This is a genomic window from Micromonospora sp. WMMD737 (assembly GCF_049179055.1).
In the GTDB taxonomy this organism is placed as follows: domain Bacteria; phylum Actinomycetota; class Actinomycetes; order Mycobacteriales; family Micromonosporaceae; genus Micromonospora; species Micromonospora reichwaldensis.
Genome location: NZ_JBMHMH010000001.1, coordinates 5,104,363 through 5,126,249 on the forward strand (window position 1 = coordinate 5,104,363; position 21,887 = coordinate 5,126,249).

Below are 21,887 nucleotides of genomic sequence, written 5' to 3' on the forward strand. Positions count from 1 at the left end.
ATGTTGCTCATCCAGCACGCGTCCACTACGGCGCGTGATGAACCACGGGGGAAGGTGCGTTCCAGCATGTCCATCACTCTGTCCACCGGACGCCGCGTCGCCGCGGTTGCGGTCGGCTTGGCCGTAGCCTTGGTCGGCACCACGGCCCCGGCCGCAGCCGCGCCGCGGAAGTCCAGCACCGGCACGCTGTCCATCTCGGCGCAGCAGTTGATCCTGGAGCCGACCGAGCAGGGCTACGTCGGCACGCTCAACGCCACGGTCACGAACAACAGCCCGACCGCCAGCTCCTACAGCCTGTCCTTTCTCGAACCGGCCGGAGCCGCGGAGGGCGACGTCTATCCCGAGGACGCCTGCGTGTATACGGGTGCGGTCGGCGTCCGCACCGTCCTGAACTGCGGCAGTGGGAGCGGCGAACTGGCGCCCGGCGCCAGTCGGGCGCACAGCGTCCGGTTCCATGTCCGGACGACTCTCCGGGACTACCCGATGATCGTCGACGACAGCTGGATCGGCGTGGTGCCGAACGGCGATCAGGACCCGGTCCAGAGCGCCTCGTTCACGACCCTCTTCCGCTCCACGAAGGGCAAGATCACCAAGCCGCGGCCGTACGTGCAGGCGACCCAGACCGACGTCTCGCTGAGCGCGAACGCGGTCAGGCTCGACCGGCTGTCCGACGGGAGCCTCCTGGGCCGCATGCCGCTGACGGTCCGGTACGGCAACGACGCGCCCTCGTTCGGGCTGAACGTCATCGCCGACCTGCCGGCCGGCGTCGTGGTGGACCACATCGAGCCGCAGGACATGCCGAGTTCCTGGGACTGGTTCAGGGTGCCGGGCGGCCGGTTCGTTCCGGGCGAGGCACGCACCTTCGACGTCATCCTCACCGCGCCGGCCGGCACCCCGGCGGGCGAACTGGGCACGGGCTCGTACACGTTCCGTTCGGACTACGTCACCAGCCTGACCGACGCGACCCCGGCGGACGACACCACCTCGTTCACCATCACGGCCAGCTGAACCCGGTCGCCGCGCGAGGGCCCGGAGCCACTGCGGTTCCGGGCCCTTCGGCGTCCCCGGTGGGCGTTTGCCGACCAGGACGGGAGCCCCGACCGTCGATTTGCGACGCCCCTCGGTCACGGGCACACTGTCGTACCGTGTGCCGGTGAACAGCCAGGATCGCAGTACCTACCTGGCCGCCGCCGCGGCCAACCTGACCTTCAACTCGCCGCTCGGCGAGGAGCGGGTGGCGGACCTGGCCCGGCGGCTGACCCCCACCGGGCCGGGCTGGCGGGCCCTGGACCTGGGCTGCGGCAACGGTGAGCTGCTCCTGCGGCTGTGCGAGGTTCACGGCATCGCCGGCGACGGCGTGGAACGCCACGCCGACGACTGTGAACGGGCCCGGCGACGCGCGACGGAACGGGGAGCCGCTGAGCGGGTCACGTTCCACGGCGCGGACGCGGCCACCTGGGACCGGCCCGCCCACCTCGTCGTCAATGTCGGGGCCGGCCAGATCTGGGGCGACGCCGCGCGGGCCCTCGCCGCGCTGCACCGGCTCACCCTGCCCGGCGGCAGGCTGCTGTTCGCTGACGGCTTCTACCAGGCCAGCCCCGGCGCGCAGGTCCGTGAGATCTTCGGCGACCTGCCCGATCTGGCTGGCCTGGCCCAACTCGCCGTGGACGCCGGGTTCCGACCGCTGCACGTCGCCGTGTCCACCCTCGCCGAGTGGGACGACTTCGAGTCCGACTGGCGCGCGGGCATCGAGCGCCTCGGCACGCCGGAGGCGCGCGCGTTCGCCGACGAGCGGCGCGTCGAATACCTCACCGGCTACCGCGACGTCGTCGGCTTCGGCTGGCTGATCCTGACACCGGCCTGACCGCCTGACCGCCTGACCGCCGGGCCGCTGGGCCGCCTGACCGCCTGACCGCTGGGCCGCTGGGCCGCTGGGCAGCGTGGATGTTCCTCGGGCGTGGGGCGGCGGCCGGGCTAAGCCGTACCGGCCAGCCCGACGACGGGGCCCGGGCAGGTAGGGCCGCCGGTGGACCAGTCCGGACGGTCCGGCGAAGCCCAGGTCCGCAAGGGGCCGCCGGCTCACGGTCTCCGCTCGTCGCCGGGGGCTAGGCGCGCGGCGAGGCGGTGCAGCCAGGCAAGGTCGGCGCGGTCCACGTCGCGCGGTTCGTAGCCGCTGTGGAACAGCAGTTGCTGGGTGACCGAGATGCAGTCGACCCGGCGACCGGCGATGGCGCCGGTGGTGAAGCAGCCCTTCGGCCAGCGGAAGCTCCCGCCGTCGAGGCCGGCCTGGTGGCCGTCGCCGGCCTCGTCGAACGTCAGCGGATGCAGGTCGACCCGCCCCCGCCCGTCGGCGACGACCTCGACGCGGACCGGCCGCCAGTCGGTCTCGACGACGTAGCCGAGCCGGCCGAGAGCCCTCAGCGCCACGGCCTCCTGCTCGGCGGCGATGGCCAGGTCCAGGTCGCGGTGCGCGCGGGTCTGGTGTCCGACGAGCGCGTCGACGCCCCAGCCGCCGCCGATCCAGGCCCGGCACCCGGCGGCGGTGAGAGCGGCCAGGACGGCGTGGACCTCTTCGGCGTTCATGTCGGCGGTCACGACCACCGTTCTAGCCCCTGTGGGCAGGGCTCGGCCACCGAAATCCACCGGCCGGCCGGACGGGCGGCGAGATCGCTGCCGGGGGCCCAGCGCGCGGCGGCACACCCCGATGACATGCCAGGCGTTCACGCGCCGCGTTCACGCCGGGCATCGACGGCGACCAGGCACGCTGCCGCGGCACGACGAGCGGTTCGAGGCCCCGTCGGCCCGGGGCGTCGCGGGCGGGCCAGGATTGGTCGTACGGGCCGCCTACGCTCCCGCCGTGATGACGGACCTCTCCCGGTTACTGAGTTCGCTACCGCCAGCGGCACTGCCGCCCGGCCGCACCGTCGAGCCGGAGGACGGTGGACCGCCGCCGTACTGGCTGAGCGACGCCCCGGCCGACCCGGGACTGTGGGCGCGGACGCGGTCGCGGCATCCGGAGTCCGGGCTGTGGCCGCTGCTGCTGAGCGGGTTGTCGAGCGACGAGAACCGCCCGTGGGCCGACGGCGAGGTGTCTCCGGCCGACATGTCGTCGCCGGAGCAGCACGACGTGGCGAAGGTGCTGGCCCGGTGGTGGGCCGACTGTGCGACGACCGGCGAGGACGGCACGTCGGACGTCACGGCCCCGTTCGGCCGGGACTGGCCCGGCCTCGCCCTGCCTGGCGACCCGACGGAACCGCCCGCCCAACTCGCCGACGAGTGCGCGGAGTTCCTCGTGGACGGGCGGACGCGTCTCGGGCTCGTGCCGGCTACCCGCAGCGCGGACACGCTCGCGGTGATGGGCTGGTACGGCCCGGCGAACCACACCGGCGACGCCGGGGAGATCTCGGCGGTGCTACGAAGCTGGGAGGACCGGTTCGGGGTACGGGTGGTCGGCGTCGGGTTCGCCACCCTGGATCTCAGCGTCGCCGCGCCACCGACGTCGACCGGGCACGCCCTGGCGGTCGCGGCCGAGCACTTCGCCTTCTGCCCGGACAACGTCTGGCAGGGTGCCGGAACCTTGACCGCCTACGCCGAGCAGCTCCTCGGCCTGCACTCCTGGTCGTTCTGGTGGGACTGACGACGGCTCAGCCGACGGCGGCCGTCGGCTGCGGGCTGCGCCGGGGTACGGCGGCCAGCGCCAGCCCCAGCAGCGCGCTCGCCGCGCCCACCACGAACAGCAGCGAGCCTGCCGGCTGACCCAGCCACTCCCACAGCGGGTGCCACGTCGGGTGCGGCTCGGCGCGGTGATGCCGGAGCAGGCCCGGGACGGTCAGCAGTACGGGCGTCCACCAGAGGAACAGTGTCATCGCGAGCAGGACGCTGACCGCTCCCCGGGCGGGATGTCCCGCCTCGGTGCGCCGGCTGGCCCAGCCGAAGACCAGCCAGCCGAGGGCCGCTCCCAGGAGGCCACCGGCGACGCCGGCCGGCAGCACGGCCGGCGGGGCCGTCCGGCTCAGCGCCAGCGACAGGTTGCTGCCGTCGGGCGAGGGCGGGTCGGCCACCTGGAGCTGGAGGACCGTGTCGCCGCGCCGGGCGAGCACGGTGGTGTCGGTGATCGTGACGACCTGGACGCACGTCTTGTCGACACAGCCCGGGTTGCTGCGGACCTCCGGCGCGTACACCTGCCAGCCGGTCTCGCGCAGGCGCCGCTGCGCCAGGGCGAGCGTCTCGCCGGCGGGCATCGGGGGTGTGCCGGCCGCGCCGGCCACGACGGCGCTCTGCTGGTATTCGCCGCCGTCCCCGAGCAGCAGGTTGTCCAGCGCCCGGACGGTGAGCGGCTGGCTGTAGAAGGTGAAGAAGGCCGGCGCCAGGTCGACGTCGCCGAGGTCGTGACCGGGCAGCACGGCGGCGAAGACGACGGCGGTCTCGGCCCGGTCGGGCTGCGGCGCGGATGTCTCCCAGGCGGCCCGGGTGGCGAGGGCGGCGGTGAACAGGCCGCAGATGACGGCGGTGAGGGTGGCCCAGACGCCGACCGTGCGGCTGGCCGGTCGTCCCAGCCGGCAGCGCAGGCCGTGCCGGATCAGGTTGGCGGCCTCGCGCGGCGTCGGCCGGGTGCGGTCCGGCGGCGCCGCGTCCAGCAGGACCCCGACCATCTCGTCGGCCCGGGCCCGCCGGTAGGCGCGGGGGTGGCAGAACAGCAGCCGCCGGTAGCGGCGGGCGAGCGGGTCGCCGGTCGTCGGCATGACTGTCCTTCCGATCGGTACGCACCGGCGGGCCGGTGCGGGTGCGGCAGACGGGGGTGCGGGGCGGTCAGGCGGTGCCGGGGCGGAGCGCGCGCAGCCGGCTCTCGGCGGCGGTGGCGAGCTGGCGCAGCCGGGCGGTCTCGACGTCGAGGGTGCGGATCCCGTCGGGGGTGAGGCGGTAGTAGCGGCGGAGCCGGCCGTCGACGGTCTCCTCGCGGTCGGGCGCGACGAGCCCCTGGGCGTGCAGCCGGTCGAGCGCGGCGTAGAGGGTGCCGGGCAGCAGGGTGACGCGCTGCGCGGACAGGGCGGTGACCTCGCGGATGATGCCGTAGCCGTGCCGGGGGCCACCGGCGAGCGCGGTGAGGATCAGGAAGGTCGGCTCTCGCATCGCGGTCACGGGCGACACAATATTCAGATCATCGATATATGGTCAAGGCCCGCCCCCGACCCGCGACGGCCTGGTCCGCCCCTCGCCACGAGGCCTAGGCTGGCGATCATGCGGATTGGCATCGTGATCCTTCCCGACCAGCGTTGGTCCGACTCGCGTCGCCGCTGGTCGCAGGCCGACGAGTGGGGCTTCGACCACGCCTGGACGTACGACCACCTGGGCTGGCGGGACCTGGTCGACGGCCCGTGGTTCGACTCCGTGACCACGCTGACCGCCGCCGCGACGGTGACCTCCCGGATCCGGCTCGGCACGCTGGTAGCCTCGCCGAACTTCCGTCACCCGGCGGCGTTCGCCCGGCAGGTCACCGCGCTCGACGACGTCTCCGGCGGGCGGCTGCTGCTCGGCCTCGGCGCCGGCGGCATCGGCTTCGACTCGGCCGTGCTGGGCGGGGAGACGCTGCCGCCGCGCCAGCGGGTGGACCGGCTCGCCGAGTTCGCCGAGCTGCTCGACCTCATCCTGCGCGAGGACGGCACGACCTGGCGCGGGGAGTGGTTCACCGCCGTGGACGCGCGGAACAACCCGGGCTGCGTACAGACGCCCCGGGTGCCGTTCGTGATGGCCGCCAACGGGCCCCGGTCGATGCGGCTGGTGGCACGGTTCGGTCAGGGCTGGGTCACCACCGGCCCCGACGTGGACGACCTGGAGGGGTGGTGGGGCGGGGTGGCCGAGGCCGCCGCCCGGATGGACGCGACGCTCGCCGCCGCCGGCCGCGACCCGGGCACCCTGGACCGCTACCTCTCGCTCGACTCCGCGCCGGTCTTCTCGCTGCGCAGCGCCGAGTTCTTCGCCGACCAGGTCGGCCGGGCCGCCGCCCTCGGCTTCACCGACGTGGTCACCCACTGGCCCCGGGCCAGCAGTTGGTACGCCGGCGACGAGGCCGTCCTCGCCGACGTCGCCACCCGCCTGCTGCCCGAGCTGCGACACGCCTGACCAGGCGCCTCCGCCACCTCCAGGGCCGCCGCGTCGCCTCCGCCGAGGGCGTCAGCCCGGCCGCCCGGTGGGCGCGTCGAGCCGGCGCCCTCAGGTGCCGAGGTCTCCGGTGGTGATGCCGCCGTCGCCGCCGGAGACCAGCCGGAACCGGATGCAGACGACCTCGCTGTCGTCGGTGACGGGGGTGCCCACGCGCGCCCAGTAGGCGGCGTGACCGGCGCGCCACTCCTCGACGGAACGATCCCCCTCCCCTTCGGAGCGGGCGAAGTCCCACGGCACGTCCGCGAAGCGGACCACCTCGACGCCGGTGACCTCCACGACGCCGACCAGCGCGTCCCCGTCGTCGACGAGGGCCAGCCGCTCGCCGGCGTGCTCCAGCTCCTCGCCCTCCTCGGCGTACTCGGTGGTCAACCCGGCGGTCGCCGTCTTCACTCCGGCGAGCACCAGGGCGTTGAGCCGCGTACGCAGCTCACCGGGGGTGCCGAGGGCGAGGGTGCGCAGTCCACCGATCCGAGGCCACATCCTGCCGACCGTACCGTCGCCGTCGATCACCCGTCGTGGCATTTCCGCCCCCACCGTCGGTGTGGCGGGCGCTACGGTGGGTGGGGCGACGATCGGGAGGCGGCATGGCGGACAGGCGCGCGGTGCTCATCCCCGGCCGGGGCTACGACACCCGGTTCCCGCTCTTCGTCTACGCCGGCGAGGCGCTGCGCCGCGTCGGCTACGCCCTGCACGCCCTCTCGTGGGAGGTGCCGGAGCAGTTCGCCCCCGACCGCGACGGGCCGGGTCCGGCCATCGAATGGGTGATCGGGCAGGTCGCCCCGACCCTCGCCGAGCCGACGCACCTGCTGGTGGGCAAGTCGCTCGGCTCGATGGCCACGCCGCTCGCGGCCGACCGCGGGCTGCCGGCCGTCTGGCTCACCCCGCTGCTGCACGTGCCCGCCGTGGTCGACGGCCTGCGCCGCGCCACCGCGCCGTTCCTGCTGGTGGGCGGCACGGCGGACCCGTCCTGGGACGGCCCGCTCGCCCGCCGGCTCACCCCGCACGTGGTGGAGATCGAGCAGGCCGACCACGCGCTGATGGTGCCGGGCCCGCTGGCTCGCTCGGCGGAGGCGCTCGGCCGGGTCTGCACGGCCGTCGAGGACTTCGTCCGGATCAGGTGACCGGCATGGCCGGCGGCGGCGAGCAAGAACCGAGGTTCAGGTCAAGCCGTGAGATCTGCCCCGTCCACGAGCCCCCGTACGCGCAGTTCGGTGGCGATCGCCGGGGGGCAGTCCAGCACGACCGCGGCGGTGCCGACCGGTTCCGCGCCCCGCGCGGCGCAGATCTCGTAGAGCGCGCGCACCTGTGCCCCGGTGGCCACCCAGTCGTCCACCACCAGCACCCGGTCACCCCTTCGCAGGCCGTGGTCCCGCACGGCCAGGTCGACCCGTCGGCCCCGAAAGTCCGGGGGGCTCTGCGCCCAGGTGAGTGCCCCGGCGGGCAGCCGGCCGTCGCCCGGCTTGTGCGCCGGCACGAAGCCGACGCCGAGCGCCGTCGCGGCGAGCGGACCGAGCAGGTATCCGGTGACCGCCGGCGAGACGACCACCGTCGGCCGGGCGGCCCGGAACGGCTCCACGAGGGCCGGTCCCAGCCGGGCGAGGACCTCCGGGTCCCGCCACCAGCCGGAGACGTCGCTGACCAGGTGGGTGGCGCCGGGGCCGGGATCGATCCACCTGACCAGCGCGGCGAGGCGTCCGCTCAGCTCGGAGGGCATGGACCCATCCTGCGCCACGCGGTCCGGCTGGTCGCCGGGTGGGTGACCCCGACGGGACCGGGCCGGGCGTCCGCCCCGCACCCGGGCCGCCCGGCCCACGTCGGATCGGATGATCGGGTACACGTATCACTGCAATTACGGTCATACCGCCATGATCACGTTGACTTCGGATGTGCTTCTCTCGTTACGGTCCGACCCGGTTTGTTCAGATGACGAAAGGACCGGGCCGGTGGCTGGCAGGCACTCCCGTACCCGCATGTTCTCCTCGCCGGCCGGCATCGCGGCCACCGCAGCGGTCGGGGTCGCCCTCGCCGTCGGCGGCACCGTCGGCGCCGTCCAGCTGACCTCGGACGCGGAGCCCGCCCGGCCGGCCGCGGTCGACCTCGCGCCCACCGGCCTGCCGACCAGCGCGGCCCCCAGCAGCCCGGCCGCCCCGCCGGCCGCCTCGCCGAGCGCCAGCGCGTCGCCGAGCGCGACCGCCAGCCCCAAGGCCAGCCGGTCGGCCCAGGCCCCCTCCCGGAGCAAGCCACGCACCGCCGCGCCGAAGCCCGCCGCGACGAAGAGCAGCACCGCCCGCCCGGTCGTCGACACCGGCTCGTGCGGCGCGTCGTTCTACTCCGAGGGGCAGCTCACCGCCAACGGCGAGAACTTCGATCCGTCCGCGCTGACCGCCGCCCACAAGACCCTGCCGTTCGACACGAAGGTCCGGGTCACCAACCCGGCGAACGGCAAGTCCGTGACGGTACGCGTCAACGACCGTGGCCCGTTCATCGAGGGGCGTTGCCTCGACCTGTCCCGGGCCGCGTTCGCCGGCATCGCCCCGCTCGACGCCGGCCACGTGGAGGTCCGCTACGAGGTGCTCGGCTGAGCGTCGGCCGGGTGGCGATCGGTCCGGCGACACGGTCCGGGTGGGCAGAACATGCTCGGACGACGGGCCAGGTTCATTCACCCGCTCACGTACATCAGGCATGCTGTCCCTCGTACGCACGCGACCCTTCCAGTCGGGCCCCGGCCCACTGAGCCCCGGATCCCGCGCCGGCCTCGGCGCGGCCTTCGTCCTGCTCGCGATCGTCTCGGCCGTGGAACTGGCCGACGGCCGTCCGGCGAACTACATCGCGCTCATGGTGGCCGCGCCGTTCCTGACCGCCGCGCTGGCGTCGTGGCGGATCGTGCTCGGCGTGGGCCTGGCCGCCACGGCCCTGGGGGCCGGCTTCGCTCTCTGGGAGGAGACCGTGGCGCTGCCCACCACGGTCGCCGTCGCGGGCATCGCGCTGGGCACCGCCATCGCGGTGGCCACGGCGGCCGTACGGCAGCGGCAGGCCGAACGCATCGCCGAGCTGTCCCGGCTGGCCTCGGTCGCCCAGCAGGCAGTGCTGCGCCCGCTCGGGCCGCAGGTCGGCACGCTCTCGGTGGCCGCCAGGTACATCTCGTCCACCGCCACCGCCGAGATCGGCGGCGACTTGTACGAGGCGGTCGACACGCCGTACGGGGTGCGGATGATCATCGGCGACGTGCGGGGCAAGGGCCTCGACGCGGTCCGGCTCGCCAGCATCGTGCTGGGTTCGTACCGGCACGTGGCGTACGAGCGGGCGGACCTGCGGGCCGTCGTGACCGACCTGGACCGGGCGGTGGCCCGCAGCGTGGGCGACGAGGACTTCGTCACCGCCGCGCTGGTCGAGGAGCGGGGCGGGACGCTCACCATCGTCAACTGCGGCCACCCGCCGCCGCTGCTGCTGCGCCGGGGCGCCGTCATCCCGCTCGAACCGCCGGCCCCCGCCCCGCCGCTGGGCTTCATGCCGGTGGTACGCCCCCGGGTCGAGCGGCTGGAGCCCGGCGACCGGCTGCTGCTCTTCACCGACGGGCTCGGCGAGGCCCGCCGGGACGGGGAGTTCTTCCCGACCGCCGACCGGGCCTGGCGGCTGCTCGGCCACGGCACCGTCGGCGACGGGCTCGCCTCGCTGGAGACCGCCCTGGTCGAGTGGGTGCACGGCCGGCTCGACGACGACATCGCCCTGGTCCTGATGGAGTACACGGGCTCGCGCGGCGCGGCCACGGTGGCCGTCCCCAGCTGGGAAGTCGGCGCGGCCGAGAGCTGAGCCGGGCCCGCTCGGCGCCCGCTTCCGCAACCCGATCGACAGGTGTGTAATCGCCGTCACTTCGGTGATCGGCTTGTCGCTGCCTACCCATCGGTAATACAGTCTGGAGTTACTGATCGGTAACACCTGTCCGGAAGCGGGGCCAGCGAGCATGACCCACTACAAGAGCAACCTTCGGGACCTCGAGTTCAACCTCTTCGAGGTCTTCGGGGCGGACCAGGCGTTCAGCCAGGAGCCGTACACGGACCTGGACGTCGACACCGCACGCGACATCCTCGCCGAGGTCGACCGCCTCGCCCGTGAGGATCTGGCCGCCAGCTACACGGACAGCGACCGCAACCCGCCGGTCTTCGACCCGGCCACGCACACCGCGCCACTGCCGGAGTCGTTCAAGAAGTCGTACCGGGCGTTCATGAACTCCGAGTTCTGGCGACTGGAGCTCCCGACGGAGCTGGACGGCAGCAACGCGCCCCGGGCGCTCGTGTGGTCCCTCGCCGAGCTGATCCTCGGCGCCAACGCCGCCGTCTGGATGTACTCCTCCGGCCCGTCCTTCGCGCACGTGCTGCACGTCGAGGGCACCGAGCAGCAGAAGCGGTGGGCGAAGCTCTTCGCCGACAAGCAGTGGGGCTCCACGATGGTGCTCACCGAGCCGGACGCCGGCTCGGACGTGGGCGCCGGCCGGGCCCGCGCCATCCAGCAGCCCGACGGCTCCTGGCACATCGAGGGCGTGAAGCGCTTCATCACGTCCGCCGAGCACGACCTGAGCGACAACATCATCCACTACGTGCTGGCCCGCCCGGTCGGCGTCGAGGGCGTCGGTGGCCCCGGCACCAAGGGCCTCTCCCTCTTCGTGGTGCCGAAGTACCACTTCGACGAGAACACCGGTGAGCTGGGCGAGCGCAACGGCGTCTTCGCCACCAACGTCGAGCACAAGATGGGCCTGAAGGTCTCCAACACCTGCGAGGTGACCTTCGGCGAGCACGGCGTACCGGCCAAGGGCTGGCTGCTGGGCGAGAAGCACGAGGGCATCCGGCAGATGTTCATGATCATCGAGAACGCCCGGATGATGGTCGGCACCAAGGCCATCGCCACTCTCTCGACCGGCTACCTGAACGCCCTGGAGTACGCCAAGAGCCGGGTGCAGGGCGCCGACCTGACCCAGATGGCGGACAAGACCGCACCGCGCGTCACGATCACCCACCACCCGGACGTGCGCCGCTCGCTGCTGCTGCAGAAGGCGTACGCCGAGGGCCTGCGCGCCCTGGTCTGCTACACCGCCACCTGGCAGGACAAGGTCGCCATCGCCGAGGCGGCGGGCGACGAGAAGGCGACCAAGCTCGCCAAGCGGGTCAACGACCTGCTCCTCCCGCTGGTCAAGGGCGTCGGCTCGGAGCGGGCGTACGAGCTGCTCGGGCACGAGTCGCTGCAGACCTTCGGTGGCTCCGGCTTCCTCCAGGACTACCCCCTGGAGCAGTACGTCCGGGACGCGAAGATCGACACCCTCTACGAGGGCACGACGGCGATCCAGAGCCTCGACCTGATCTTCCGGAAGATCGTCCGGGACAACGGCAAGGCCCTGATGGCGGTCGCCGGCGAGATCCAGGAGTTCATCGCCACCGAGGCCGGCAACGGTCAGCTCAAGGAGGAGCGGCTGGCGCTGGGCAAGGCGCTCGCCGAGATCCAGACCATGCTGGGCGTCATGACCGGCTGGCTGGGCGAGGCGCAGGGCGGCGACACCCGGGCGCTCTACAAGGTCGGCCTGAGCAGCCGCCGCTTCCTGCTGGCGATCGGCGACCTGGTCGTCGGTTGGCTGCTCCAGAAGCAGGCCGACGTGGCCCTGAAGGCCCTGGCCGGCGAGGTCTCCGCCGCCAACAAGGCGTTCTACACCGGCAAGGTGGCCGCCGCCCGCTTCTTCGCCCGCGAGGTGCTGCCCCGCATCGGCGCCGATCGGCGGATCGTCGAGAGCACCGACCTGGACGTCATGGACCTTCCGGAGGAAGCCTTCTGAGGTATGCCGTAGCGCCCCACGGCGCGGCGGCGGGGCCGGGAACGACCCGGAAATGATCGGCACGACGGCCGGCGGGCAACAGCTCGCCGGCCGTCGTCGTCCACCCGCCGGCCCGGAAAGCGCCCCGGACGTCGCCGGTGGTGTCGTCGGAGGCGCGCGAATTACCCCCGAACGAGCGTGCTCCCCGCCCTCTCCGCCCCTCGCGCGAGCGCGCTCCCGCCCCCTCCGCTCTCTCCGCCCTTCGCGCGAGTTCGGTTCCGCCCCTCCCCTCCGCCCCTCCGTGTCGCGCCGCGCACGTTGATCATGAGGTTATTGCCCACGGAAAGCCCATTCCAAGGCAATAACCTCATGATCAACAGGCAGAGGGTGCGGAAGGGTCGGGCAGGGGCGGGGCCGGGCCTGGGCGGGGCTGGGCCCCGGCCGGGTGTGGGCGGGGCTGGGCGGAGTGGTTCTGAGGGTCAAGCCGATCACGCAGCGTCATCAACCGGCCGCCTCTCCGACCTGCCCCTCGCCGCCCTTTGCTCTGCATCCACCGAGGCACCAGCAACTCTGGGTGCCTGTTGCGTCCATGGATGCAGAGCAAAGCGTCTGCGGAGGGGTGCCGGTGGGGGCGTCAGGTCGCCCCAAGTGGTCGGCAGTTAGGCGTTATGCCCGTTCTGCGGGATGGTGCTGTCTGGTGGCCGTGGTTACGGTCGGTGGCGGCACGGATTCCGGAGCGGCCGTCACGGTGTGTAGTCGTGGCGTGCATTCGGGTCGGGTGGGAAGAGCGTGGCTGGCCCGCCGATGGGGGTTTCCGCCGGCTATTTGGGGACGCCATCCGGGTAGCCGGGCGGTGTGGCGGGTAACCGTCGCGAAGCCACGTCAGAGAACGCCCAGAGCCACCGCACGGGGGAGTGCAGCGCACATGGGCATTGGTAGCGGAATCTTCCTGATCGCCATCGGCGCGATCCTGACCTTCGCCATCAGAGCCAACGTCTGGTGGGTCGACCTGCGTGCGGTCGGCTGGGTGTTCATCCTGGCCGGGCTGGGCGTCCTGCTCACCACGCTCTGGTTCTGGCAGGACCGGCGCAAGCGGGCGCGGACCCTGATCGTCGAGGAGAACCGGCTCTCGCACCCGACCGCGATGATGCCACCGCCGCCCGATCCGCCGCCGCCGACGGCGCCACCGTCCTGAGCCACCGCGTCCGGCGGCACCACCTCCTGAGCCACCACGTCCGACGGCGCCACTGGTCTGAACCGCCGCGCCCGACGGCGCCACTGGTCTGAACCGCCGCGCCCGACGGCGCCACCGCCACCGGCCTGAACACCGACGGCGCCACCGCCACCGGCCTGAACACCGACGGCGCCACCGCCACCGGCCTGAACACCGACGGCGCCACCGCCACCGGCCTGAACACCGACGGCGCCACCGCCACCGGCCTGAACACCGACGGCGCCACCGCCACCGAGCCGCCGACGGCGCCGCCGGCCTGAGTCATCACCACCGTCTTGAGCCACCCGCCACGTACCGGCGGGTGGCTCAGCCGCGTGCGGTGTGCCGGTCGGTGATCGGTGCCCTGCCCGGCCCCAGTTCCGGCCAGTCGACGTCGGGCCGGTGCACGACCACGTCGCTGGTGCGCATCCCGTCCTGGTCCGCCCGATCCGGGTCGAGCAGCGCCGAGAGGAGCGAGATGCCCGGGTTGTGCGCGATCAGCAGCACCGTGCGGGCGGTCGGGTCCACGTCCCGGACCAGTGTCAGCAGGTCTTCCGGGTGCGCCTCGTACGCGTCGGCCTCGTAGCGCACGACGGGAGCGGGGCCGGCCGAGCCGCCCTCCGGTGGGGAGCCGGTCATGCCCATCGCCACGCCGTGCCACGTCTCCCGGGTGCGCCGGGCGGCCGAGCAGATGACCACGTCCGGCAGCAGGTCGTGCTTGGCCAGCCAGGCGCCGGCCGCCGCCGCGTCGGCCTGACCTCGTACGGCCAGGGGACGCTGCACGTCCGGCACCACCTCGCCGGGCGGCTCGGCCTTGGCGTGCCGGAGCAGCACCAGCGTGCGTCCCCGGGCGGAAGCGTCGGTCATGTCCTCAGCTTGCCCGATTGGCGATCAGAGCGCCTGGGTAAGTCGATGGATGCCGCAACCTCACCGATGGCCGCGGCGGAAGGAAACGCCAAGGGACAGCCGAGGAGGCGACGAGATGGGCTTTGGTGGCAGTATCTTCCTGATCGCGTTGGGTGCGATCTTCGCGTTCGCCGTGGAAGCGGATCTGGGCTGGCTCAACCTGGCCGTGGTGGGCTGGGTGCTGATGCTCGCCGGCGTGGCCGGTCTGCTGCTCACCCTCCACTTCTGGAACTCGCGCCGTCGGGCCGTGGTCGCCCCGGTGCGCGGTGAGCGCGTGGTCGCCGAGCAGGTCGTGCCGGTGCGGGACGACCGGGTCGTGGAGGAGTACCGCGAGGTGCGTCAGCCGCGTCGCACCGTCTGACGTCAGGACGGGACATCTTCTTTCCGGGGGCTCCGCCACGCGGCGGGGCCCCCGGACGCGTGTCCGTCAGGCGAAGAGGGCGAAGTAGATGGCGATGTGGTGGCAGAGCGCGGCCACGAGCGTGCAGGCGTGGAAGAACTCGTGATGGCCGAAGACGGTGGGCCAGGGGTTGGGCCGGCGGAGCGCGTAGAAGACCGCGCCGACGCTGTAGATCGCGCCGCCCACGATGAGCAGCACCAGGGCGGTGACGCCACCCTGGTGCAGGATGTCGGGCAGCATCGCGACCGAGACCCAGCCGAGCGCCAGGTAGAGCGGCGCGGAGACCCAGCGCGGGGCGTGCGGCCAGACCAGTTTGAGCGCCACGCCGGCGAGCGCGCCGCCCCAGACCAGCGCCAGCATGATCGTGGCCGGCCGGGGTTCCAGCAGCAGTACGCAGAACGGCGTGTAGGTGCCGGCGATGAACACGAAGATCATCGAATGGTCCATCCGGCGCATGATCTGGTAGCCGCGCTCGGACCACACCCGCCGGTGGTAGAGCGCGCTCGTGCCGAAGAGCCCGCAGACCGTGAGGCTGTAGATGAGGCAACTGACCAGCGGGGCCCAGCCGGGTCGGGTGGCGGCGACCGCGCTGAGCACGATGCCGCAGAGTCCGGCGACGAAGAACGCGTACGTGTGCAGCCAGCCGCGCATCCGGGGCTTACCGATGTCGACCGGCTTGAGTCGAAGCGGGGCGGGGGTGGTCACGCCATTAGGTTACGGCACCGTAGGTTACTTTCAAGTAGTGCGTCCGGTCACGTGGGACGCCGGCCGACCGCCTCTGGTGCGGTGCGCCGGTCGGGGAGTATGACGGCATGCGGATCCGACCCGTCGGCGCCCACGCCCTGCTGATCGACTGCGCCGACGCCGACCAGGTGGAGGCGTGGCGGGCCGAGCTGTGGCGGCGGCGCGAACGCGGCGAGCTGACCGCCGTCGAGATCGTGCCGGCGGCCACCACCGTCCTGCTCGACGGCGTGCCCGACCCGGCCACGGCGGCCGAGCAGATCGCCGCCTGGCCGCCTCGACCAGGCGCACCGAGGACCGCCGCCGCGCCGGGGACGGCCGCCGCGCCGACCGCCGGCGCGCCGACCGTCGCCGGGGAAGTTCCCCAGGGCACCGCCGAACTGGTCGAGGTTCCGGTGACGTACGACGGGGAGGACCTGCCTTTCGTCGCCGAGCACTGGGGCGTGGACGTGCCGGCAGTGGTCGACCGGTTGCGGCGTACCCCGTTCCGGGTGGCCTTCTGCGGCTTCGCCCCCGGGTTCGCCTACCTCACCGGGCTCCCCGCCGAACTGGCAGTGCCCCGGCTGCCCACTCCGCGCTCCCGGGTGCCGGCCGGCTCGGTCGCCCTGGCCGGCCCGTACGCGGGAATCTATCCGGCGGCCTCGCCCGGCGGCTGGCTGCTGGTCGGGCGTACCACGATGGGCCTCTTCGACGTGCACGCCGACCCGCCCGCCCGGCTCACCCCGGGCACCCGGGTACGCCTGGTGGCCGCGTGAACCCGGTGGTCGAGGTGCTCCGCGCCGGGGCGCTGACCACCGTCCAGGACCTGGGCCGGGCCGGCTGGGCGCACCTCGGCGTACCCCGGTCGGGCGCGCTCGACCCGGCGGCGCTGCGGCTGGCCAACCGGCTCGTCGGCAACCCGGAGTCCGCCGCCGGCCTGGAGATCACGATGACCGGCTGCGAGCTGCGGTTCCTCCGCGCGACTGCGGTCGCGGTGACCGGTGCCGGTGCCGCCATGCGGGTCGGCGACCGCCCCGGTGACGTGGGTCGGCCGCTGTCGGTGCCGGCGGGCGCCGTGCTGCGGATCGGCCCGCCCCGCGACGGCCTGCGCAACTGGCTCGCGGTCGGCGGCGGGATCGACGTCGAGCCGGTGCTCGGCAGCCGCGCCACCGACACCCTCTCCGGGCTCGGCCCGCCGCCACTGCGCGACGGCGACCAGCTGCCGCTGGGCGTGCCGACCGGACCGCCCGCCGGAGTGGACGTCACAGTCGTGGCGCCCACCCCGGCCGAGCTGCGGCTGACCGTGCGCCTCGGCCCGCGCGACGACTGGTTCACCGCCACCGCGCTGGACCGGCTGTTCGGCAGCGCGTACACGGTGAGCCCGGTCAGCAACCGGGTCGGCGCGCGACTCACCGGCGCGGCGCTGCCCCGCGCGGTGGCCGGGGAACTGCCCAGCGAGGGCATCGTGCTCGGGGCGGTGCAGGTCCCGGCGGACGGCCAACCGTTGATCTTTCTCGCCGACCATCCGACCACCGGTGGGTACCCCGTCGTCGGGGTGGTGGACGACGTGACCCCGCTCGCGCAGGCGCGGCCAGGGACTACGGTCAGGTTCCATGGACCTCAACGCTGACCTCGGCGAGGGATTCGGCATCTGGCGACTCGGCGACGACGCCGCGCTGCTGGACCTCGTCACCTCCGCCAACGTCGCCTGCGGCTTCCATGCCGGCGACGCGTCCACCATGCGCCGGGTCTGCGAGGGCGCCGCCGAGCGCGGGGTGGCCGTCGGCGCGCAGGTCGGCTACCGGGACCTCGCCGGCTTCGGCCGGCGGCACATCGCGTACGCCTTCGCGGAGCTGCGCGACGAGGTCACCTACCAGCTCGGCGCCCTGGACGCGTTCTGCCGGCTGTTCCGCACCCGGGTCCGCTACCTGAAGCCGCACGGGGCGCTCTACCACGCCGCCGCCTGCGACGAGACCCAGGCGGCGGCGCTGGTCGCGGCGGTCGGCGACTACGACGACCAGTTGCCGTTGCTCTGCCTGCCCGGCTCGGTCCTCGCCCAGCTCGCCGCCGGCGCCGGGCTGCGGGTGGTCGCCGAGGGCTTCGCCGACCGGGGCTACCTGCCCAACGGCTCGCTGGTGCCGCGCACCGCACCCGGGGCGCTGGTCACGGACCCGGAGGAGGTGGCCGCCCGGGTCGTGCGGATGGCCACCGAGCGGACCGTGGTCGCGGTCGACGGCAGCGTCGTCCCGTGCCCGGTCGAGTCGATCTGCCTGCACGGCGACACCCCCGGCGCGGTCCGCTGCGCCGAACTGGTGCGCGCCGCCCTGATCGACGCGGGGGTGACGCTCGCTCCGTTCGCGTGACGTCAGGCGTCGTCCAAGCCCCTGAGCACCAGTGGGAGCCGGGCGGCGGCACCCTCGACCACCCGGACCGGTACGCCCCAGTCCTGCCGGGTCAGGTGGCAGGCCGCGTGCTCGACGTCCGCGTCGCAGGTTGCCGCCTGCGCGGTCACCTGGAGCACGCCCCCGGCCACCGTGCCGTCGACCACCAGCCGGCGGGACAGCTCGGTGCCGGTCCCCGCCCCCTCCAGCAGCAGCTCCGGCGGCGACGCCGACACCACCAGTCGCGTCGACGGGCCGTACGTCTCGTCGAGCTTCTGCCCCGGCGCGGGCGTGAAGATCACGTCCAGGGTCACCTCGCCGGCCGCCACGTCGGTGGGCTTGCGTTCGGTGCGGTGCCGGGGGCCGTCGACGGTGCTCGCGCCGGCCGCCGAGAGCGCGCCGGGCGCCAGCCGGGTCAGCCGGTGCGCGGCGGACTCCACCACGAGCACCTCGCCGGCCGGGGTGAGCACCAGGTCGCTCGGCTCGGCGAGCCCCTCGGCGACCGTCGAGACCCGGTTGCTCTCCGGGTCGAAGCGGCGGACCGCCCCGTTGTACGTGTCGGCGATCAGCACCGAGCCGTCCGGCAGCGCGCACACCCCGAGCGGGTGCTGGAGCAGCGCCTCCGCCGCCGGCCCGTCGACGTGCCCGAAGTCGAAGAGCCCCTGCCCGACGGCGGTGCCCATGACGTCGTTCTCGACGTACCGGATCGCGCTGGTCTCGCTGTCGGCCACCCAGAGCCGGGCGCCGTCGGCGGAGACGGAGAGGCCGGACGGCTGCGCCATCCACGCCTCGGCCAGCGGGCCGTCGCGCAGGGCCTCGACGGTGGTGCCCGCGTACATGCCGGCGGTGCGCTTCACCGGGTCGAACCACCAGAGCTGGTGGATGCCGGCCATGGCGATGACGACCTTGTCGTCGTACCAGGCCAGGTCCCAGGGGGAGGAGAGGTCGACCGAGAGCGCGTCGTGCGAGTGGTCGTCGACCGTGGAGCGCCACTGCCGGCCGGTGCCGGCGACGGTGACCACCTCACCGTCCGCCAGGCGTACGCCGCGCAGCAGGTGGTTGACGGTGTCGGCGACGACGAGGTCGTAGCCGGCCACCTCGGCGGTGTGCGCCGGCAGCAGGCACAGCCCCTGCGGCTCGGAGAAGGTGGCCGCCCCGGCGGGGCCGTCGACCCGGCCCCGGCTGCCCGTGCCGATCCGCCGCAGCAGCGTCTCGCCGTCGGGGGCCAGTTCCGCCAGCGAGTGCCGGGCCGAGTCGGACACGAGCAGGTTGCCGTTCTCCAGCAGCACCGCCTTGCCGGGGAAGCGCAGCGTGGTCTGCGGCTCGGCGGGCGGGACGTACGGGCCGTCGCCCCGGTGCAGGGTGCCCTTCGCCTCGTGGGTGGCGATCAGGTCGTCGACGAGGCGGGCGAGTCCTTCGGCGTGACCCTCGCCGGCCATCGTCGCCACCACGTAGCCCTCGGGGTCGATCACCGACAGGGTGGGCCAGGCGCGGGCGGCGTACTGCTGCCACATGTCCAGCTCGGGGTCGTCGAGCACGGGGTGGTGGACGCCGTACCGCTCCACTGCGGCGGCCAGCGCGTCCGGGTCCTTCTCGTGCTCGAACTTCGGCGAGTGCACGCCGATCACGACGAGCACGTCGCCGTACTTCTCCTCCAGCGGGCGCAGCTCGTCGAGCACGTGCAGGCAGTTGATGCAGCAGAAGGTCCAGAAATCTAAGACGGTTATACGACCTCGAAGGTCAGCCAAACGGATGGCCTTCCCACCTGTGTTCAGCCAGGCCCGGCCCCGTAGCTCAGGGGCGCGTACGCGTGCGCTCATGACCCCATCGTGCCGCACCAGCGGCCCCCAGCCGGCCCGACGGGGCGGCGGGAGAGGCGTACGCGACACCGCCTCTCCGAAGGTCAACACTGCGGACGCCGTCCGGTAGCGGCCGTCCCGCAGGCGATAGACCTCGGGGGGGCCAACGGGTCGTGAAAGATCGCCGACCGCAATTAGGGCGGTGTGATCCCGGTTCCGGTGAGGCTCGCCAGACTCGACACGGCGGACGGTCACGGCGGTGAGGCCGGCCCGGACCACAACCGCCGGGTAGGCGTCGTCGCCGACGACGATCGTCGCGGGTGAGCCTGTAACCGGACAGTTGGCCGCGTCGGCGAAAGTCGGGGCGGTGGCCCGTCGGCCTAGAGGGGGTGCAGCGGTGACGGCAGAGGCCATACGGGACAACGTAGCCCGAGGCGGCGACAAAGCGTGGGACGGTGTGTCGCTGCGTGTAAACACAGAACGCCCCTCCCCCCGCCACGGACCACGTCCGGGCGGGGGCTTCGTCGTATGCGTGCGTTCCGCCCTCTGAGAGACGGGTCAGGACGGCCGATCTCAGGCGGCCAGGGGCGCGGGCAGGGGGCGACCTCCTGAGCGCTCTAAGGGCCGCTCACGGGGCGACCGCCCACGCCTCGTGTTGCGGGTCGACGCCGGCAAGGCGCATGCAGATTTCTTCGCGCTTCAGCTTCGCGCCGGTCGCCGCGTCGTACGCCGAGGCGAACGCCAGCCAGGCCGCGCGGGCTCCGCCCCGGCGCAGTTCGTGAGCGCGGACGTACCGCACGGCCGCGAGCCAAACCGTCTCGACCGTCCAACCGTCGGCGCGGCTGTCCGCGCTTCACGTCGAGCGCGAGGCGCTTCCCGCGACGGCGCTGACCGAGGTGCGCCGGATTGAGACTGGACAGACCTTCGCCGAAGCGTGGGGAGCGCGGGACGTGGACGGACGCCGGGTGTTGCTGGAATGGGCGGGAGCCGTCGTCACGGTTAACCGGGCGTCGGTACCGGGCCGGAAGGTCTTCGAGGAAGGGCGGATCGCACTTGCGCTCGGTGAGTTCGCCGACCCTGAGGCGGCCCGGCTCGCCGAGATCGCGGCCGAGGAATCCAGCTAGGACAGTCGCTATGCTTGTCAGGCGCCCCGCCCCCGCGCGCGAACCGGGAGCGGGGCGCTTCGCATAGGCGTGTAAACGCAAGAAGCCCCCTCACCCGGGCGCGGTCCGGATAAGGGGGCTTCGATGGTTCTTGTCGCCCAGGTGGCGATCAGGAGTTGCCGATCACGGGAATGGGCGATTCCTCGGACACAGCCTCCGGGCTAGATCTCTTCGGTTGCTCTCTGCAAATGAATCGATTCGTTCTGCGCCCGAACCTCATCCATTGATTCGACGGCGGTGGCAAGGCCGCTAAAGGCACGCTCTGGGTTGGCTTGAATCTCGGGGAAACGCTCAAGCGCGCGAATCTCCATCTGGGACAGATTTCGCACGAGGATCACAGATTCGCCGCCACTTTGGTACTTAACCACGAAGATGGAACCGACGCGCATGCATGCGCGAGGGATGTCCTGAAGCGATTCAAGCAATTTCTGCACCGCGTCGGCCTCGGTGTTGTCATACTCCGCTTGCCGGCTATCTACAACGGTTAGCTCAACCGCCCGCTCCAGCTTGACGAGCCGGTCTTTGACTTCACGGGAGGAAAAGACCCGTGACACAGCTGCCCGAGAACGCCGAAAGATGGACCCGCGTCGCACGCTGATGTCTGCCTCGGGACCGTATCCGGCAAGGTGCCGGAGAGCATCAACCCGCTCAAGCGTCCGTGCAATGGCTGCCTCGTCGTCAGTGTCCAGGTACACAACGATCGAAATATCATCCAAAGGTGAGCGCTCGTCGTGGCCCACGGCCGGACCCCGGCTCCCGACGTAGAAGGTCGTCCGTGTCCTCGCCGTCGACACGCGAACCTTGGGGAATCGCAGCGATCTTTCGGTCGAGACGATGTACGGCCGCACCGCATTCCGAACCTGATCGATCAGTGGCACTTGCGCCGACGAGGGTTTCGGTTTGGTGCGACCCCGGTCATCGCCAGCCGAGTCGCGAATTCGCTCCGGCACGGAACTGCCGCGCTTGACAGGCGGACGAGACAGCTTCCGCTTGACATAATTTGCCATCTGGGCGCTTCGCTGTCCGACGATGCGTTGTCCAGCCGCCTTACGCTTACCGCCGCCCTTTCGAGGGCCCGCGCCGGCCGCCGCGCTCTCCTCCGCATGATGGGCATTCTCGGGGTTAGTCACGAAGCCAGGCTACCGGGCCACAGCAAGTCCTTCTGACGCATTGCTATGTATGACTTTGACCTCTATGCCCGTACGCAGGGCGAGATGCTATGCCGCTTCGGTGCGGGGCCAGGGCGGGAGGGGGGCCACCCCCCAGGGTGTTGCACAAAGAGTGACAAGCACGCAGGGTCACAGCGCGCCAGGATGACGCTCAGGCTCGCGCGTTCGCTGCGCTCG

The 21,887-nt window shown here is 72.7% G+C and carries 24 protein-coding genes; 14 read left to right on the forward strand and 10 right to left on the reverse strand.

From position 1 onward, the window contains the following. Nucleotides 1–66: 66 nt before the first annotated feature. Nucleotides 67–1,008, forward strand: a complete 942-nt coding sequence (locus ACN27A_RS22475; RefSeq protein WP_421456633.1) for a hypothetical protein — start codon at nt 67–69, stop codon at nt 1,006–1,008. A 145-nt stretch (nt 1,009–1,153) separates the two neighbouring features. Continuing rightward, complete coding sequence (locus tag ACN27A_RS22480) at nt 1,154–1,864, forward strand: SAM-dependent methyltransferase (protein ID WP_421456635.1); 711 nt, start codon at nt 1,154–1,156, stop codon at nt 1,862–1,864. 215 nt (nt 1,865–2,079) lie between these two features. Here the strand turns inward: ACN27A_RS22480 and ACN27A_RS22485 are convergent, their stop codons facing one another. After that, nucleotides 2,080–2,595, reverse strand: coding sequence for a nucleotidyltransferase domain-containing protein (locus ACN27A_RS22485; protein ID WP_421456637.1), 516 nt, complete (start codon nt 2,593–2,595; stop codon nt 2,080–2,082). 265 nt (nt 2,596–2,860) lie between these two features. Between ACN27A_RS22485 and ACN27A_RS22490 the strand changes: the two genes are divergently transcribed. Beyond that, the gene (locus ACN27A_RS22490) at nt 2,861–3,637 is read left to right on the forward strand and encodes a DUF4253 domain-containing protein (protein ID WP_421456639.1); all 777 of its coding nucleotides are present in this window, start codon (nt 2,861–2,863) and stop codon (nt 3,635–3,637) included. Between the two features lie 7 nt (nt 3,638–3,644). On the opposite strand, the gene ACN27A_RS22495 is transcribed toward ACN27A_RS22490, so the two are convergent. Both ACN27A_RS22495 and ACN27A_RS22500 read right to left on the reverse strand, forming a co-directional pair. Beyond that, complete coding sequence (locus ACN27A_RS22495) at nt 3,645–4,742, reverse strand: hypothetical protein (RefSeq protein ID WP_421456641.1); 1,098 nt, start codon at nt 4,740–4,742, stop codon at nt 3,645–3,647. 67 nt (nt 4,743–4,809) lie between these two features. Further along, nucleotides 4,810–5,130, reverse strand: a complete 321-nt coding sequence (locus tag ACN27A_RS22500) for a PadR family transcriptional regulator (RefSeq protein WP_421458565.1) — start codon at nt 5,128–5,130, stop codon at nt 4,810–4,812. A gap of 108 nt (nt 5,131–5,238) precedes the next feature. Between ACN27A_RS22500 and ACN27A_RS22505 the strand changes: the two genes are divergently transcribed. Next, nucleotides 5,239–6,120: an LLM class flavin-dependent oxidoreductase gene (locus ACN27A_RS22505; protein WP_421456643.1), complete on the forward strand. Its 882-nt coding sequence runs from the start codon at nt 5,239–5,241 to the stop codon at nt 6,118–6,120. Between the two features lie 90 nt (nt 6,121–6,210). Here the strand turns inward: ACN27A_RS22505 and ACN27A_RS22510 are convergent, their stop codons facing one another. Continuing rightward, nucleotides 6,211–6,642: an ASCH domain-containing protein gene (locus ACN27A_RS22510; protein WP_421456644.1), complete on the reverse strand. Its 432-nt coding sequence runs from the start codon at nt 6,640–6,642 to the stop codon at nt 6,211–6,213. Between the two features lie 104 nt (nt 6,643–6,746). Between ACN27A_RS22510 and ACN27A_RS22515 the strand changes: the two genes are divergently transcribed. Beyond that, nucleotides 6,747–7,283 carry an alpha/beta hydrolase gene (locus tag ACN27A_RS22515; RefSeq protein ID WP_421456646.1) on the forward strand — a complete coding sequence of 179 codons (537 nt, stop codon included), beginning with the start codon at nt 6,747–6,749 and terminating at the stop codon, nt 7,281–7,283. Between the two features lie 41 nt (nt 7,284–7,324). On the opposite strand, the gene ACN27A_RS22520 is transcribed toward ACN27A_RS22515, so the two are convergent. After that, nucleotides 7,325–7,876 carry a phosphoribosyltransferase family protein gene (locus tag ACN27A_RS22520; RefSeq protein WP_421456648.1) on the reverse strand — a complete coding sequence of 184 codons (552 nt, stop codon included), beginning with the start codon at nt 7,874–7,876 and terminating at the stop codon, nt 7,325–7,327. Between the two features lie 229 nt (nt 7,877–8,105). Here ACN27A_RS22520 and ACN27A_RS22525 point away from each other — a divergent pair, with 229 nt between their 5' ends. From ACN27A_RS22525 to ACN27A_RS22540, 4 genes are all read left to right on the forward strand, one after another. After that, on the forward strand, nt 8,106–8,744 hold the full coding sequence (locus ACN27A_RS22525) for a septal ring lytic transglycosylase RlpA family protein (RefSeq protein WP_421456650.1): 639 nt from the start codon (nt 8,106–8,108) through the stop codon (nt 8,742–8,744). Between the two features lie 100 nt (nt 8,745–8,844). After that, entirely contained in the window at nt 8,845–9,972 is a 1,128-nt protein-coding gene (locus ACN27A_RS22530) for a PP2C family protein-serine/threonine phosphatase (protein WP_132235288.1), read from the forward strand. A 151-nt stretch (nt 9,973–10,123) separates the two neighbouring features. Beyond that, complete coding sequence (locus ACN27A_RS22535; protein ID WP_421456652.1) at nt 10,124–11,980, forward strand: acyl-CoA dehydrogenase; 1,857 nt, start codon at nt 10,124–10,126, stop codon at nt 11,978–11,980. 904 nt (nt 11,981–12,884) lie between these two features. Next, the gene (locus ACN27A_RS22540) at nt 12,885–13,154 is read left to right on the forward strand and encodes a DUF6458 family protein (protein ID WP_013730795.1); all 270 of its coding nucleotides are present in this window, start codon (nt 12,885–12,887) and stop codon (nt 13,152–13,154) included. Nucleotides 13,155–13,499: 345 nt separating this feature from the next. On the opposite strand, the gene ACN27A_RS22545 is transcribed toward ACN27A_RS22540, so the two are convergent. Further along, on the reverse strand, nt 13,500–14,039 hold the full coding sequence (locus ACN27A_RS22545; protein ID WP_421456654.1) for a SixA phosphatase family protein: 540 nt from the start codon (nt 14,037–14,039) through the stop codon (nt 13,500–13,502). Nucleotides 14,040–14,154: 115 nt separating this feature from the next. Here ACN27A_RS22545 and ACN27A_RS22550 point away from each other — a divergent pair, with 115 nt between their 5' ends. Beyond that, on the forward strand, nt 14,155–14,439 hold the full coding sequence (locus ACN27A_RS22550) for a DUF6458 family protein (protein ID WP_132235282.1): 285 nt from the start codon (nt 14,155–14,157) through the stop codon (nt 14,437–14,439). Between the two features lie 66 nt (nt 14,440–14,505). Here ACN27A_RS22550 and trhA read toward each other — a convergent pair whose 3' ends face one another. Beyond that, nucleotides 14,506–15,183, reverse strand: coding sequence for a PAQR family membrane homeostasis protein TrhA (trhA, locus tag ACN27A_RS22555; protein WP_421456657.1), 678 nt, complete (start codon nt 15,181–15,183; stop codon nt 14,506–14,508). A 107-nt stretch (nt 15,184–15,290) separates the two neighbouring features. Here trhA and ACN27A_RS22560 point away from each other — a divergent pair, with 107 nt between their 5' ends. From ACN27A_RS22560 to ACN27A_RS22570, 3 genes are read left to right on the forward strand one after another with little or no spacing between them, the layout of a single operon-like run. Next, nucleotides 15,291–15,974 (forward strand): 5-oxoprolinase subunit B family protein, encoded by a 684-nt coding sequence (locus tag ACN27A_RS22560; protein ID WP_421456659.1) that lies wholly within the window; start codon nt 15,291–15,293, stop codon nt 15,972–15,974. Next, a complete protein-coding gene (locus tag ACN27A_RS22565) occupies nt 15,971–16,828 on the forward strand; it encodes a biotin-dependent carboxyltransferase family protein (protein WP_421456661.1) in 858 nt (285 codons plus the stop codon). The genes ACN27A_RS22560 and ACN27A_RS22565 overlap by 4 nt, the downstream gene beginning before the upstream one ends. Beyond that, the gene (locus ACN27A_RS22570) at nt 16,812–17,561 is read left to right on the forward strand and encodes a LamB/YcsF family protein (protein WP_421456662.1); all 750 of its coding nucleotides are present in this window, start codon (nt 16,812–16,814) and stop codon (nt 17,559–17,561) included. Before ACN27A_RS22565 ends, ACN27A_RS22570 begins: the two co-directional genes overlap by 17 nt. Nucleotides 17,562–17,563: 2 nt before the next feature. Here the strand turns inward: ACN27A_RS22570 and ACN27A_RS22575 are convergent, their stop codons facing one another. Together ACN27A_RS22575 and ACN27A_RS22580 are read right to left on the reverse strand one after the other, a co-directional pair. Continuing rightward, entirely contained in the window at nt 17,564–19,399 is a 1,836-nt protein-coding gene (locus tag ACN27A_RS22575; RefSeq protein ID WP_421456664.1) for an NHL domain-containing thioredoxin family protein, read from the reverse strand. 607 nt (nt 19,400–20,006) lie between these two features. Beyond that, complete coding sequence (locus ACN27A_RS22580; RefSeq protein ID WP_421456666.1) at nt 20,007–20,177, reverse strand: hypothetical protein; 171 nt, start codon at nt 20,175–20,177, stop codon at nt 20,007–20,009. A gap of 151 nt (nt 20,178–20,328) precedes the next feature. Here ACN27A_RS22580 and ACN27A_RS22585 point away from each other — a divergent pair, with 151 nt between their 5' ends. Continuing rightward, on the forward strand, nt 20,329–20,502 hold the full coding sequence (locus tag ACN27A_RS22585; RefSeq protein WP_421456668.1) for a hypothetical protein: 174 nt from the start codon (nt 20,329–20,331) through the stop codon (nt 20,500–20,502). Nucleotides 20,503–20,702: 200 nt separating this feature from the next. Here the strand turns inward: ACN27A_RS22585 and ACN27A_RS22590 are convergent, their stop codons facing one another. Beyond that, nucleotides 20,703–21,671 carry a hypothetical protein gene (locus tag ACN27A_RS22590; protein WP_421456670.1) on the reverse strand — a complete coding sequence of 323 codons (969 nt, stop codon included), beginning with the start codon at nt 21,669–21,671 and terminating at the stop codon, nt 20,703–20,705. Between the last annotated feature and the right edge of the window lie 216 nt (nt 21,672–21,887).

Coding starts and splice junctions, on each gene's coding strand:
- ACN27A_RS22475 (WP_421456633.1), top strand. CDS start 67: ATGTCCATCACTCTGTCCACCGGACGCCGCGTCGCCGCGGTTGCGGTC.
- ACN27A_RS22490 (WP_421456639.1), top strand. CDS start 2,861: ATGACGGACCTCTCCCGGTTACTGAGTTCGCTACCGCCAGCGGCACTG.
- ACN27A_RS22495 (WP_421456641.1), bottom strand. CDS start 4,742: ATGCCGACGACCGGCGACCCGCTCGCCCGCCGCTACCGGCGGCTGCTG.
- ACN27A_RS22500 (WP_421458565.1), bottom strand. CDS start 5,130: ATGCGAGAGCCGACCTTCCTGATCCTCACCGCGCTCGCCGGTGGCCCC.
- ACN27A_RS22505 (WP_421456643.1), top strand. CDS start 5,239: ATGCGGATTGGCATCGTGATCCTTCCCGACCAGCGTTGGTCCGACTCG.
- ACN27A_RS22510 (WP_421456644.1), bottom strand. CDS start 6,642: ATGTGGCCTCGGATCGGTGGACTGCGCACCCTCGCCCTCGGCACCCCC.
- ACN27A_RS22515 (WP_421456646.1), top strand. CDS start 6,747: ATGGCGGACAGGCGCGCGGTGCTCATCCCCGGCCGGGGCTACGACACC.
- ACN27A_RS22520 (WP_421456648.1), bottom strand. CDS start 7,876: ATGCCCTCCGAGCTGAGCGGACGCCTCGCCGCGCTGGTCAGGTGGATC.
- ACN27A_RS22530 (WP_132235288.1), top strand. CDS start 8,845: ATGCTGTCCCTCGTACGCACGCGACCCTTCCAGTCGGGCCCCGGCCCA.
- ACN27A_RS22535 (WP_421456652.1), top strand. CDS start 10,124: ATGACCCACTACAAGAGCAACCTTCGGGACCTCGAGTTCAACCTCTTC.
- ACN27A_RS22540 (WP_013730795.1), top strand. CDS start 12,885: ATGGGCATTGGTAGCGGAATCTTCCTGATCGCCATCGGCGCGATCCTG.
- ACN27A_RS22545 (WP_421456654.1), bottom strand. CDS start 14,039: ATGACCGACGCTTCCGCCCGGGGACGCACGCTGGTGCTGCTCCGGCAC.
- ACN27A_RS22550 (WP_132235282.1), top strand. CDS start 14,155: ATGGGCTTTGGTGGCAGTATCTTCCTGATCGCGTTGGGTGCGATCTTC.
- ACN27A_RS22560 (WP_421456659.1), top strand. CDS start 15,291: ATGCGGATCCGACCCGTCGGCGCCCACGCCCTGCTGATCGACTGCGCC.
- ACN27A_RS22570 (WP_421456662.1), top strand. CDS start 16,812: ATGGACCTCAACGCTGACCTCGGCGAGGGATTCGGCATCTGGCGACTC.
- ACN27A_RS22575 (WP_421456664.1), bottom strand. CDS start 19,399: ATGAGCGCACGCGTACGCGCCCCTGAGCTACGGGGCCGGGCCTGGCTG.